Origin of the sequence: Acidovorax delafieldii, assembly GCF_007993815.1 — a bacterium.
Classification (GTDB): Bacteria; Pseudomonadota; Gammaproteobacteria; order Burkholderiales; family Burkholderiaceae_C; genus Acidovorax; species Acidovorax delafieldii.
The window spans coordinates 1-13,433 of the sequence record NZ_VJWE01000019.1 but is presented as its reverse complement, the minus strand read 5'-3'; the positions used below and the strand labels follow the sequence as shown (position 1 = coordinate 13,433).

Annotated in this window: 12 protein-coding genes and 1 rRNA gene; 1 reads left to right on the top strand and 12 read right to left on the bottom strand. The window is 63.0% G+C overall.

Annotation, left to right across the window (positions count from 1 at the left end):
- Positions 1-41 precede the first annotated feature (41 nt).
- Complete coding sequence (gene xth, locus ATF69_RS22075; protein ID WP_146872302.1) at positions 42-821, top strand: exodeoxyribonuclease III; 780 nt, start codon at positions 42-44, stop codon at positions 819-821.
- 146 nt (positions 822-967) lie between these two features.
- Here xth and ATF69_RS22070 read toward each other — a convergent pair whose 3' ends face one another.
- The 12 genes from ATF69_RS22070 to rrf all read right to left on the bottom strand — a co-directional run bounded on the left by ATF69_RS22070 (position 968) and on the right by rrf (position 13,246).
- Positions 968-1,915 carry a ferritin-like domain-containing protein gene (locus ATF69_RS22070; protein ID WP_056067120.1) on the bottom strand — a complete coding sequence of 316 codons (948 nt, stop codon included), beginning with the start codon at positions 1,913-1,915 and terminating at the stop codon, positions 968-970.
- Positions 1,916-2,143: 228 nt separating this feature from the next.
- Positions 2,144-3,781, bottom strand: a complete 1,638-nt coding sequence (gene ntrC, locus ATF69_RS22065) for a nitrogen regulation protein NR(I) (protein WP_121943289.1) — start codon at positions 3,779-3,781, stop codon at positions 2,144-2,146.
- A gap of 51 nt (positions 3,782-3,832) precedes the next feature.
- Positions 3,833-4,858 carry a nitrogen regulation protein NR(II) gene (gene glnL, locus ATF69_RS22060; protein ID WP_056067116.1) on the bottom strand — a complete coding sequence of 342 codons (1,026 nt, stop codon included), beginning with the start codon at positions 4,856-4,858 and terminating at the stop codon, positions 3,833-3,835.
- 81 nt (positions 4,859-4,939) lie between these two features.
- Positions 4,940-5,461 (bottom strand): hypothetical protein, encoded by a 522-nt coding sequence (locus ATF69_RS22055; RefSeq protein WP_056067114.1) that lies wholly within the window; start codon positions 5,459-5,461, stop codon positions 4,940-4,942.
- A gap of 222 nt (positions 5,462-5,683) precedes the next feature.
- Positions 5,684-7,099 carry a type I glutamate--ammonia ligase gene (gene glnA / locus ATF69_RS22050; protein ID WP_056067757.1) on the bottom strand — a complete coding sequence of 472 codons (1,416 nt, stop codon included), beginning with the start codon at positions 7,097-7,099 and terminating at the stop codon, positions 5,684-5,686.
- Positions 7,100-7,271: 172 nt separating this feature from the next.
- Positions 7,272-8,093, bottom strand: a complete 822-nt coding sequence (locus ATF69_RS22045) for a competence/damage-inducible protein A (protein ID WP_146872301.1) — start codon at positions 8,091-8,093, stop codon at positions 7,272-7,274.
- A complete protein-coding gene (locus ATF69_RS22040) occupies positions 8,090-9,031 on the bottom strand; it encodes an EI24 domain-containing protein (protein ID WP_146872300.1) in 942 nt (313 codons plus the stop codon). The genes ATF69_RS22045 and ATF69_RS22040 overlap by 4 nt, the downstream gene beginning before the upstream one ends.
- A 35-nt stretch (positions 9,032-9,066) precedes the next feature.
- On the bottom strand, positions 9,067-10,080 hold the full coding sequence (locus ATF69_RS22035) for a sterol desaturase family protein (protein ID WP_146872299.1): 1,014 nt from the start codon (positions 10,078-10,080) through the stop codon (positions 9,067-9,069).
- 97 nt (positions 10,081-10,177) lie between these two features.
- Positions 10,178-10,999, bottom strand: a complete 822-nt coding sequence (locus tag ATF69_RS22030) for a polysaccharide deacetylase family protein (protein ID WP_146872413.1) — start codon at positions 10,997-10,999, stop codon at positions 10,178-10,180.
- Between the two features lie 23 nt (positions 11,000-11,022).
- Positions 11,023-12,009: a YncE family protein gene (locus ATF69_RS22025; RefSeq protein WP_056067105.1), complete on the bottom strand. Its 987-nt coding sequence runs from the start codon at positions 12,007-12,009 to the stop codon at positions 11,023-11,025.
- A 274-nt stretch (positions 12,010-12,283) separates the two neighbouring features.
- Entirely contained in the window at positions 12,284-13,036 is a 753-nt protein-coding gene (locus ATF69_RS22020; protein ID WP_146872298.1) for a 16S rRNA pseudouridine(516) synthase, read from the bottom strand.
- Between the two features lie 97 nt (positions 13,037-13,133).
- Positions 13,134-13,246, bottom strand: a 5S ribosomal RNA gene (gene rrf / locus ATF69_RS22015).
- Positions 13,247-13,433: the final 187 nt, after the last annotated feature.

Genomic DNA, 13,433 nt, shown 5'->3' with positions numbered 1-13,433 from the left:
GCTGCCAGCGCATGATCCACTAGCGCTACCGGCCAAAAACCATGCAAATTGCCACCTGGAACGTGAACTCCCTGTCGGTGCGCCTGCCCCAGGTGCTGGCCTGGCTGGCCGCCAACCCGGTCGATGCCCTGTGCCTGCAGGAGCTCAAGCTCACCGACGACAAGTTTCCCCACGACGCGTTGAAAGAGGTCGGCTACGAAGCCGTGGCCTTCGGCCAAAAGACCTACAACGGCGTGGCCATCCTGAGCCGCCACCCGCTGCGCGATGTGGTGCGCAACATCCCCGCCTTTGGCGACGAGCAGGCCCGCGTCATAGCCGCCACGCTGGACACGCCGGCAGGCCCGCTGCGCCTGCTCAACGGCTACTTCGTCAACGGCCAGGAGCCGGGCTCGGAAAAGTTCGCCTACAAGATGCGCTGGCTGCAGGCGCTGCAGGACATGGTGCGCGCCGAGATGGCCGCCCACCCGCGCCTGGTGCTGGTGGGCGACTTCAACGTGGCGCCCGAAGACCGCGACTCGTACGACCCCGAGGGCCTGCGCGAGACCATCCACCACACCACCGAAGAGCGCAACCACTTCCAGGCCCTGCTGGCCCTGGGGCTGACCGATGCCTTCCGCATGTTCGAGCAGCCCGAGAAGAGCTATTCCTGGTGGGACTACCGCATGCTGGGTTTTCAGAAAAACCGGGGCCTGCGCATTGACCACATTCTGGTGAGCGAGGCCCTCAAGCCCACGGTGACGGCCTGCGTGGTGGACCGCGCCCCGCGCAAGAACCCACAGCCCAGCGACCATGCGCCGGTGGTTGTCACGATGAGCGCCTGATGCACCCTTGAGCCGCTCCGCACGCGATGCAAAAAAGGCTGCCAGAGGAATGCTCTGGCAGCCTTTTTCTTGGGGTCAGCCCTCAGCGCAGCAACCGACGCCCGGTCAGGTGCGGTTTACCCAAGGGTCGCCCTTGGCACCTGGGATCAGGGCCGGGGCGAGAACCCGTCGCGCAGCGCACGCACCTCGTCGTGGTTGCGCTGGGCGCCTTGGGCCTGGCGCTCCACCAGAGCGCGCACATCGGCAGGCAGCGTCGCCTTCAGCGCCTTGCGGTAGCGGGCCACCGCAGCGTCCTCGCCACGTTCGCACTCTTCGAGCACGGCCTTATCGTCCTGGGTGGACAACGCTGTCTTCACCGACACCCAGCCCCGGTGCAACGCGCCCGCCACGGTCCCCCCCTGCGCAGGGTCGCCATTGAGGCGGCGGATCTCGTGTTCCAGCTCCACGGCGGCAGCCGCACACTCGCGCGAGTGGCGCTGGAAGATGCCCTTGAGCTGGCCCGACTCTGCGTGCTCGGCACAGGCATGGAAGCCGTATTCGCCGTCACGTGCAGACTCCAGCAGGTCGTTGAGCACATCGACCACGTCTTCGGCGTCGATCACGTCCATCGGACGGTCGCTGGCCAGCGCAGTGCGGTTGGCGGCGCGCTCCCACGCGGCGCGGGTGGCGGGGCGCACATCGGTCCAGGCCAGGCCATCGCTGCCGTGGCGTGCACGCCAGTCGTCGGCCAGGCGCGGCTCGATGGCGTCAAAGTCGCCCTCGTAGCGGCCTACCGACGACCAGCCCAGTTCATAGGCAGGACGGTATTGGTCGTACGTGCGGCCGCCCACGTAGTAGGGCTCGCGGTGGTAGGTCTCGCGCCAGTAGGCGTCTTCTTCGGTGGGGTTGACGGCCTCGGCAGCCGCCTTGCCTGCCAGGCCGCCCGCCACAGCACCCGCCACGCCACCAATGGCAGCGCCGACCGGGCCGCCAAAAGCACCTGCAGCAGCCCCGGCAGCGGCGCCCCCGAGGGCGGCGCCCACGCCCGTTCCGACGGGGTGAGCACCTGGCTCATTGGTCAAGGGGTCACGGTTGGCATCGTTGAAATCCGACATAGGAACATCTCCGGTTGGTTGACAGTGACTTCATTGTTGAAGCCACCTCCGAAGTGCCGGGTCGGCCCAGGGAGGGCCTGCATGTAGGACATGGCCCGCCATGCAGTGCGATGCGCAGCGCGCATACGGGCCCGGTTACAGCGATGCCACCAGCGATGTAATGGCAACTTGCATTGCTACGATTTCAATAGCTGCAGAGGCATGATAAACAAGCACCTGCAGCCATTTTCATGCTTCATCCGGCGCATCCAGGCCCAGCTCCTGGATCTTGCGGGTGATGGTGTTGCGCCCAATGCCCAGGCGCTGCGCGGCTTCCATGCGGCGGCCATGGGTGGCCACCAGGGCCGTGCGGATCAGGCGCGACTCAAAGCGCCGCGTGAGCGCGTCCCACACCTCGGGCTGACCGCCTGCGAGCAGTTTTTGCGCTTCGGTTTCCAGTGCCTGCTCCCAGCTGTGGGCAGCAGCCACAGGGGCTGCGGCGGCGTCGGCCGACCAGGACGCAACGGCCGCAGGTGCAGACGCCGACACTGGAGCGGACACCTGCGCTGCAGGGTGCAGGCCCCCCACCAATTCGGGTGCAGGCTGCGCCACTGGCGCAACGGGCGCCAGCGGGGCCACCGGCATCGATGTCACCGTGGCCGCCGCAGGCTCGGCGCCCGCCGTGGCGCGCACGGGCGGCTGGTACACCGGGGCTTCCAGCACCTCGGGCGGCAGGTCCTGCAGCGAGATCACCTGGGCAGGCGCCATCACCGTGAGCCAGTGGCAGATGTTCTCCAGCTGGCGCACGTTGCCCGGGAAGGCAAACTGCTCCAGCCGCGCCAGTGCCGAATCGGCAATGCGCTTGGGCTCCACGCCCAGCTGCCGCGCGCTTTGCTGCAGAAAGTGGCGCGTGAGCATGGGCACGTCTTCATGCCGCTCGCGCAGCGCGGGCAGGCGCAGGCGGATCACGTTGAGGCGGTGGAACAAGTCCTCGCGGAAGCCGCCTTCCTTGACGCGCTGCTCCAGGTTCTGGTGGGTGGCGGCGATCACGCGCACATGGGCTTTGACGGCCGCATGGCCGCCCACACGGTAGAACTGGCCGTCGGACAACACGCGCAGCAAGCGCGTCTGCAAATCAAACGGCATGTCGCCGATTTCGTCGAGGAACAGCGTGCCGCCCTCGGCCTGCTCGAAGCGGCCGCGCCGCTGGGTCTGGGCGCCGGTGAAGGCGCCGCGCTCGTGGCCGAAGAGTTCGCTCTCCAGCAGGTCCTTGGGAATGGCGGCGGTGTTGATGGCCACAAAGGGGCCGTCTGCCACGGGCGAGTGTTTGTGCAGCGCGCGCGCCACCAGCTCCTTGCCCGAGCCCGATTCGCCGGTGATGAGCACCGTGACCTGGCTTTGCGACAGCCGCCCGATGGCGCGGAACACATCCTGCATGGCGGGCGCCTGGCCCAGCATTTCGGGGGTCGCGGTCTGGCGCTCTTCGGTGACTTCTTCGCGCTGGCTTTCTTCGACCGCGCGGCGGATCAGTTCCACCGCCTTGGGCAGGTCAAACGGCTTGGGCAGATACTCGAACGCGCCGCGCTGAAAGGCCGACACCGCACTGTCGAGGTCCGAGTACGCCGTCATGATGATGACGGGCAGGCCGGGCTGCAGCTCGCGCACCTTCTCCAGCAGTTGCAGGCCCGAACCTCCCGGCATGCGGATGTCGCTCACCAGAACCTGGGGGCCCTGGCGCGCGGGGTCGCCTGCGGTGACATCGGCCAGTGCGTCCAGCACTTCGCGGGGGTGCGTGAAGCTGCGCGTGGGCAGGTTCTCGCGGGCCAGCGCCTTTTCCAGGACGAAGCGGATCGAGGGGTCGTCATCTACTATCCAGATCGGCTTCATATGTTTTTCTTACCTTCCCTGTGGTTGCGTGTCAGGGACCGTCATGCGCTGTCAGGGCAAGGGGATCAGGATTCGGAAGTCGGTGCGACCCGGTACGCTGTCGCATTCGATCAACCCGTGGTGACGCTGCACGAAGGTTTGCGCCAACGTCAGCCCCAGCCCTGATCCGCCGTCCCGACCCGATACCAGTGGATAAAAAATCCGCTCCTTGATGGCATCGGGTACGCCCGGTCCGTTGTCGATGACATGCAATTCCAGTGCCAGCCGGTAGCGTTGTCGGCCGAACGTGACCTGGCGGGCCACACGCGTGCGCAGCGTGATCACGGCATCCCCCTTGGCGATTCGCTCTGACAGCGCCTGGGCTGCGTTCTGCACGATGTTCAGCACCGCCTGAATGAGCTGCGCGCGGTCCCCGCGAAACTCGGGAATCGAGGTGTCGTAGTCGCGCTGCACCCTGAGGCCCTGCGGGTATTCGACCAGCACGAGCGAACGCACGCGCTCGCACACCTCGTGGATGTTCACATCGCCCACCAGGTGCGGGTGGCGATGGGGCGCGAGCAGCCGGTCCACCAGGCTTTGCAGGCGGTCGGCCTCGTGGATGATGACCTGGGTGTATTCGGTGAGCTCCCGGTTGTCGAGCTCCATCTCCAGCAGCTGTGCCGCGCCCCGAATGCCGCCCAGCGGGTTCTTGATCTCGTGGGCCAGGTTGCGGATCAGCTCCTTGTTGGCCTGGGCCTGGTCACGCAGGCGCTCTTCGCGGTCCTGGCGGGCCTGCTGCTCCAGCGGCCACAGCTCCACCAGGATTTCGCCCACCTGCTCGGCATCGGCCACGTTGACGTGCACGGGCACCGGGTCCTGGTGCAGGCGCTTCAGGCTGGCCTCGTAGCGCAGCGCGGCAAAGTCCTTGCCCCGGGCGCCCGCCAGTGCGGTCTGCAGCAGTGCCGGGTCGGTGAAGAAGGTGGAGAAGTCCGCCCCTTCCAGGGTACGGCGCGAGAGGCCCAGTGTGTTTTCCAGCGCGGCATTGGCAAACTGCACCGCGCCATCGTCAGCGCGCAGCACCGCCACCAGGGTGGACATCAGGTCCAGGGAATGAAAACGCCCGGTGTCAGTGCCGGGAAGGTCGGAGGAAGAAGGGGCACTCACACGCAATCACCGCTATCAGTTGGTGGGTGCAGCAGGGGCAGGCAGGCGGGCAATCTCGCGCTTGATACCCGCAATGTCACTCTCGCTGCGGGCCACGCTGGCCTTGAGTTCAGCCGTGCGTTCGGTGTAGCGCTGGGGGTTGCGCAGATCGAGTGCGTTGCGCTCGGGGGCGCCGTTGTTGTATTCCTTGAGCAGTTCGGCATGGCGCGTTTCCGCCTTGCGCAGCTCGGACTCCAGAATCGCGCGGGCATCCGAGTCGCGAGATTTTTGTTCGTTGTTGCTGACGCGTGGAGCGTTGGCAGGCGAGGTCGCAGACGACGGGGCTGCCGCACCACCCGCTGCAGGAGCTGCGGCAGACGCTGGGCGGGTGCCCTGCACCACGGTAACGTTGCCGCCCTCCACCAGCTTGCAGCCGCGCTCCTTGGCTTGCTGGGCGTTGTTGGTGTATTCGTTGCCGCAACGGTAGATGCGGTCTTGCGCCTGGACTGCGGGGACGGTGGCGGCGATGAGGAGCAGGGTGATGAGCGTTTTATTCATTCGGTTTCCTCGCACTGACATGCAGGGGACAGGGGAGTATCCCCCAATCACCCTACATCTCCAATCCAACAAGGGCAGACCCTTGAAGGGCTGTGTATACGGATGCAACACCTGGCGTCTTGGTTCCGCCGCACGCGTTCGGCGCAGGTAGCGCCGCCGCCCGCCCATGAAAAAAGGCGGCTTGCGCCGCCTTTTCTTGAGCAATGGTCTGCAGGCAGACGATTACAGCGAGTAGTACATGTCGTACTCGACAGGGTGCACTGCCATGCGGAAGCGGGTCACTTCGTTCATCTTCAGATCGATGTAGGCGTCGATCATGCTGTCGGTGAACACGCCACCCTTGGTCAGGAACGCGCGGTCCTTGTCCAGATGTTCCAGGGCCTGGTCCAGGCTGTGGCACACGGTGGGCACCAGCTTGTCTTCTTCTGGAGGCAGGTGATACAGGTCCTTCGTAGCGGCTTCGCCAGGATGGATCTTGTTTTCCACGCCGTCCAGACCGGCCATCAGCAGGGCTGCGAAGCCCAGGTAGGGGTTCATCAGTGGATCGGGGAAGCGGGCTTCCACGCGACGGCCCTTGGGGTTGGCCACGTAAGGGATACGGATCGAAGCGGAACGGTTCTTGGCCGAGTAGGCCAGCTTCACCGGGGCTTCGAAGTGAGGCACCAGGCGCTTGTAGCTGTTGGTACCGGGGTTGGTGATGGCGTTCAGGGCACGTGCGTGCTTGATGATGCCGCCGATGTAGTACAGCGCGAAGTCCGACAGACCAGCATAGCCGTCGCCAGCGAACAGGTTCTTGCCGTCCTTCCAGACGGACTGGTGCACGTGCATGCCGGAGCCGTTGTCGCCGTGGTAAGGCTTGGGCATGAAAGTGGCGGTCTTGCCGTAGGCGTTGGCCACGTTGTGGATCACGTACTTTTGCAGGATGGTCCAGTCGGCGCGCTCAACCAGGGTGCTGAAACGGGTACCGATTTCGTTCTGGCCGGCGCCCGCCACTTCGTGGTGGAACACTTCGACCGGAATGCCCAGGGATTCGAGGATCAGGGACATCTCGGCGCGCATGTCTTGCGTGCTGTCGACGGGAGGCACGGGGAAATAGCCGCCCTTGACGGTGGGGCGGTGGCCACGGTTGCCGCCTTCGAGCTTGGCGCCTGTGTTCCAGGGGGCCTCGTACTCTTCGATTTCGTAGAACGTGTTGTTGGGTTCAGTGCTCCAGCGCACGCCGTCGAAGATGAAGAATTCTGGCTCGGGACCGAAGTAGGCCGTGTCGCCCAGGCCGGAGGCCTTCAGATAGGCTTCAGCACGCTTGGCAATGGAGCGGGGATCGCGGTCGTAGGCCTTGCCATCAGTGGGCTCGATCACGTCGCAAGTCAGAATCAGCGTCGTTTCTTCAAAGAACGGATCGATGTTGGCCGTGCTCGGGTCGGGGATCAGCTGCATGTCGGAGGCTTCAATGCCCTTCCAACCGGCGATCGACGAGCCGTCAAAGGCATGGCCCGAAGTGAACTTGTCTTCGTCGAAGTGAGAGACGGGCACCGTGGTGTGCTGTTGTTTGCCACGGGTATCAGTGAAACGGAAGTCAACGAACTTGACTTCGTTCTCCTTCACCATCTTCATCACGTCTGCAACGGTCTTGGCCATCAGGTTCTCCTGGATAAAGCGCTTGTTGAAAAAAGAGTTTGCCGAAATAAAAGCAGTTTGCGTGCCAGCCGAGTGCAGCACCGCACTATGAAGGAGCGCTACCCGCGACAGGTCGGCGTGGCATGCGCCAAAAAGCACCAATACGGTGCAATCTATCTACCAAATCTGAGTCTCACAGGTTGCGCACCAATTCGGGGCCGCAATTTGCACCAAATTCGTGCAATCCTGTTTTCAAAGCCTGCCATGCAGCAGGCACCGAGGACGCGGGCCCTTTGACACCCAGTTCGATATGCCGCCCGTATTGTGGATGATCTACGCTGGGCAAACTGAACACCCGCACATCCGGGTGCGATTTTTCAATCTGCTCCATGAGGGGCGTCAAGGCTGCCTCCATCGCACCATAAACCACCACCGACTGCTCGGTCTGCGGTGCCCGGTTGAAATGGGCTGCGTAGTGCTGCTCCAGCACCCACTCGATCATGGGCCAGGCCATGACAGGAAAGCCCGGAACGAAGTGCACTGCACCGCCCCCAGCCCCGTCGCAACTGAAGCCGGGAATCTTGTTGTAGGGATTGGGGATGATGCGCGCGCCCACCGGGAACATGCCCATGTTGAGGCGGTGCACGTTGTCGGACCGGTCGGGCTCATAGGGCACGCCCTGCTCGCGCGCCACATCCTGCATGCGTTCGCGGATCAGCGTCTCGGCTTCTGGGTGCAGGGCCAGATCCCGGCCCAGGGCACGTCCAGCACATTGCCGCGTGTGGTCGTCAGGGGTTGCGCCAATGCCGCCACACGAGAACACCACATCGGCCGACGCGAACGCCCGCTGCAAAGTGGCCGTGATGCGGTCCGGGCTGTCGCCCACATAGTCGGCGTAGGCCAGCGACAGGCCCCGCGCCGATAACAGCTCGATCACCTTGGGCATGTGCTTGTCGGCCCTTTTGCCTGACAGTAACTCGTCACCGACGATGATGAGACCAAAGGTGGGGGTCATGGGGGATTGTCTCCAGGGTTCGGATTTGCAGGGGGCGGCAGCGCGGGGGCTGGGGGTGCCGCCATGTTCAATGCTGGCGCTTCTTTGGGGTGCACAGCCGCTTCGGCCAATGGGGCGGGCCCGGTCATCGGCGCCATCGTGGCCCGCTCGGCACGCAAGCGCTGCAGGGCGGCCAGACCATAGTGCGTGAACCACAGCGAGGAAAACGCGAACACCAGGGTGTAGATCCAGATAGCCAGCGGCACCAGCACAAAAAACGCGGCGGCAAACACCACGCCCGATGCCCACACAATGCTGGGCGCTGCCCCGAGGTAGCCCGTGACAATGCCAATGCCCAGCAGGCTGCTGCGATGGCGGCGGAATATCTCCAGGCGCTCTTCCTTGCTGGCGTGGTCTGCCAGGGCGTCGAACACCATCACCCGGTAGGTCAGCCAACCCCAGATCAGCGGCGGCAGGATGAGCACCAGTGGCGGCACCAGCCACAGCGGAACGGACACCACCAGCGCCACCAGCGCCAACACCGTGGACCCTACCGACCAGGCCACACTCGCAATGAAGGACCCGCCCTTCTTGCGCTCCAGATCCGGAAACCGCCGCGCAGCCACCAATGCCACCAGGGCGGGGGTCATGAGTACCGCTACGGCCAGCAGCGACACCACCACCAGCACAGGCGCCACGGCCAGCACCACCATCAACGGCGCCATGACAGCAGTCACATCCCCCAGGCCCCAGCCCTGAAGCCAACCCCAGACGCTGGCCAGCAATGAGGACGCATCGAGCAATGCGCGCATCCCCTGCACCGCCGCGTCCCAGTAGAAGTAACCCAGGCCGAGTGCCAAAACGGCGATCAAGAACAGAGGCAAGAGCGACAGCGCAATCACCCGCGGACGCAGGCAATAGGCAGCGGCACGCCAGAAAGAATCAAGCAGTAATCCCATGGCGGCAAGCATACAGGCAGCACCCGCCAAGCCGCTCAGGCCTTGCCCAGCAACCTCAGTACGCCCCGCCATTGCTGGGACCAGAACCCCACGCCGTAGTCGCGCACACGGCCATCGGGGCCCGGCTCGACCTGGTCGCGCACGCCCGTGGGGTCAAAGCGCTTTTCAAAGTTGGCCGTGCCCATCAGCATGTCCCACCAGGGCAGAAGCACTCCGAAGTTGTGGCCGCCGAGCACCACGCGCGGCTGCGCGGCTGGCAAGCCTGCTGCAGCGTCAGTCGCTGGCTTGACCGTCTCGTGGCCAATGCCGATGCTGTGGTGCCGGCGGTGAAACCGGGGGCTGATCCAGAGCCGCTCACCCACCTGACCAAACCACAGCCGCACGTTGGCGTGCTGAAAGCTCTCGCTGAGCTGAGTGATGGCCACGATGGCAATGAACTGCCCCGGCGCAACGCCAATCAGCTGCGCCACCGTCACCAGAATCACGTCGCGCAGCAGGTCATCAAGCAGGTGGTTGCGGTTGTCGCTCCACATCGTCATCTGCTGCTGTGCGTGGTGCAGCGAATGCAGGCGCCACCACCACTCAAAGTGATGCTGCCCCCGGTGGATCCAGTAGTCCACAAAATCGAACACCACCAGATACAGCAGCAAGCTGACCCAGGAGATGTCCGTCACGCCCGGCCAGAGGCCATCGAGCTGGAACGTGCTGACACCCGCCACACGCAAGGCACCAAACAGTGAATCCGCCAGCGGATCCACCGTGAAAAACAGCGCCAGCCGGAACAGTCCCAGCCGGTGAATCAGGGTGTAGAGGATGTCAGTGCGGATGGTGGCGCGGTCATTGATCTGCTCCACCGGCCACCAGCGCTGCATGGGGCCAATCACAGCCACGATGACGACCAGCTGCAGCAATCCCACCAGCAGCCAGCCGGATGCCTCATAACCGTTCTCCAGCAGGCTGGCCAGCCCTGTGGTGAACATCAGCGGCTGCAGCACGCTCTCAAAAAGCCATTGCTGCACGCTGTCAAATACACCGCCTAGCCATCCCATCGTGTCGCGCTCCCTGGCACCTGGTTATTCATGCAAACATGCGGCGCGTGCGCCCTCAGCCACGGCACACGCGATCCAACTTGATCCCACAGCCCATCTAGCGAACCTGAGCTGCTGCGGCCGCATAGTCAGGATGATCCCGCAAGGTGCGAAAGCAAAACCCTCGCTGCTTGAGCCCTTCAATCAAAGGCTCCAGCACAGCGGGCGCCCAGGCGTCCTTGCGCGACCAGATCCCCAGGTGCGCCAGCAGGATGTCGCCACTGCGCACATCGCGCAGCGCCTTGTTCAGCAGCGCGGTGTTGCTGGCCGTCTCACTGGGCAGCTCATCCCCCAAGAAGCCGGCAGGCGACCACCCCACATGCACATAACCGCAGGCCTTCGCGCTGGCAATTAATTGTGCAGAGATCTTGCCGCCAGGCGCGCGGAACAGGGGCAAAGGCGTCTTGCCGGTAATGGCCTTCAAACGATCCGCAGCACGGGCAATTTCTTCGCAGTATTCAGCTGCGGACATCACAAAGCTTTGACCCTCACGCTGTCCCGCAGAGGGACGGACCCGAAACGCCGGATGCGGCGCGCTGCCAGCATCGGCACGCCAGTAGGTGTGGTTCCAGGTGTGGGAAGCAAACTCATGGCCCTCCGCGGCGCGCGCACGCCACCATGGGGCCCAATGGTCCCCCAGACTTCCATCGCCTTCCTTCGTGCGCTCGTTTGCAGCAAAGAAGGTCACGTGCACCTGCTGGCGCTTGAGCACCTCAGCCACCAAAGGCGCCACTTCCATGTGGCCAGTGTCAAAGGTCAGGTACAGGGGCTTTTTGCAGTCATTTTGGGCGGTAGCGCTAGTGAAACATGCCCAAACAGCTATCAACACAATAGCATCGCGACGCCTGCTGCGTGATCCACAAAAAGCGCTGAGAAACATACCTCTCACCGGCTGCACCGCGCTCAACGTGGCGCGTGTTGCAGGGTCCATACGCCGTGGGGCGATTTACCCACGTTGACCTGGCGCACCACCTTCTTTGCCTGGGTGTCCACCACAGACAGCTTCCGGGCCCAACGCGAACTGACGTAGATATAACGGCCATCCGCCGAAACATCCATGCAATCGGGCCCGCCCGGCACGGGGTACGACTCGACGACTTGCTGGGTGTTCATGTCGATCTTGCTGATCGAGTTGGCCACGCGATTGCTCACATACAGGTGGTGCCCGTCGCCAGCAGCACGAAAGGCGTGAGCACCGTTGCCTGTCTTGATCCGCTTGACGCTGACCGCTTCACGCCCGGAGATATCGAACACCTCCACGCTGTCACCGCCCGTCAGTCCCACAAACAGGTGCTTGCCATCGGGACTGCCGTAGACATCCGCAGGCATGGGGCCTGTTTTGACGCGCCATTTGATGGTCTGGGTGGCAATATCAATCGCCACCAGTTCGTCACTGTCCTGCATGGTCGAATAGACGGTGGTGCTGCGACTATCGATCCACAGATGGCTGGGGGTGCGCGATGTGGCCACGCGCTGCACCAGGGTCAGGTCCTTGCCGTCCCAGCGGTAAAAGTCCACGTGATTCAGACGGTTGGCGGCCGTGATGAACCATTTCATGTCGGGACTGAATCGCAGATGGTAGGGGTCCACAATCCCACGTACGGTTCGCTGCACCTCGGCGGTACGGGGGTCCACAAACGTCAGCGTGTCACCGAGCGCGTTGGCCACGATGATCGACTTTTCATCGGGGGTCAGATACAGATGGTGCGGCTCTTTACCTGTAGGTATGCGGGCCGTCTCAGTCCAGGTCACCGGGTCGATGACGCTGACGTTGGCCTCCAGCGAATTGAGTACAAAAAGCGGCGGAGCGCCCGCCGCCACACTGGCCAAGGAGTAACACCACCCACCAAGGGCCACAACGCAGATGCGTGCAATCGAGAGAATCTTCACAAAACCACTTTCAACACAGCCTTGAAGTGTAGCGCCGCGCCCAGCGCGGACCCGAGCGACAACACGTAACATCAGGACGATCGTGCTCTCTTTGACTCAGGTCATCCCGGTATTGGCGCAGCCTAGGGTTCCAGGCCATCTCGCAGGGCGAGACCACAACTTGCCAGCAGAGCTCTCCCAGCGTCGGCAGTCAAGGGATCAACGACATGAGTCACAGTGCCCTGGCCGCGCCCTCTAAGCCAGTCCAAAGAGGCCGCTCCTCCGGATAACATGCTCAAGCACTGCTGTTCAACAGTGCCAGATCGGAAGCATTGAGCCATCGCCATTGGCCGGGGGCCAAATCCGCAGGCAAATCCATGCGTCCAATGCGAGAGCGATGTAGCCCGTCCACCCTATTGCCAACCGCTGCAATCATCCGCTTGACCTGGTGGTACTTGCCCTCAGTCAGCGTCATATCCAAGCGATGGGAATCCACAATGGAGCAGTTTGCAGCACGCACCGGCTTAGGATCATCGTCCAGCACAACCCCCGCCAACAATTTCGACACCTGTGTCTCGTCCACGGGATGTTTGGTCGTCACTTGATAAACCTTCGGAACATGCTTCTTGGGCGAACTCAAGCGATGAATGAATTGCCCGTCATCGCTCAATAGCAACATACCCGTGGTGTCCTGATCAAGGCGCCCTACCGCCTGCACTCCTTGTACCGCACTCTTCGTAGGCCGCTGGCGCAACGGTGGAGGCAGAAGCGTGTAGATGCTGGGGTACGTAGAAGGCTTTTGAGAACACTCCGTGCCGGCGGGTTTGTGAAGCAGCACGTAGGCTTTGGCGTGGAACGGCCAATCCACACCCTGTACACGTAACAGCAGTCCTTCGGGCTCATAGCCTGCGGTAGCCTCCGTGCAGAGCGCGTACTCGGCATTGGGCGAAGATGCCTCACGCACCGAGACCCATCCCTGCTGAATCAGGCCTGCGCAAACACGACGCGTACCAAAACCTTGGGAATACAGAATGTCTTGTAGTTGCATGGTCAATACCCGGGGGTCAGCGAGAAGGGATGATTTGTTGTTATCCCAAAGCAAAAAACCCCAGTCATATCTGACTGGGGTTTTCTGGGCTGTAAGAGCCTGACGATGACCTACTTTCACACGGGAACCCGCACTATCATCGGCGCAAAGTCGTTTCACTGTCCTGTTCGGGATGGGAAGGAGTGGGACCAACTTGCTATGGTCATCAGGCATAACTTGGTGCTGGGCAGTTTTTGTGAACTGCCTGGCGAATTCATAGAGTCTGGAATCAGATGTTTGTGTTTTGACTGCGTCTAACTTGGCATAACAGACTTTGAGCTTCACGCTGGTTGCGTGTTGGCTATCAAAGTTATAGGGTCAAGCCGCACGAGCAATTAGTATCAGTTAGCTTAACGCA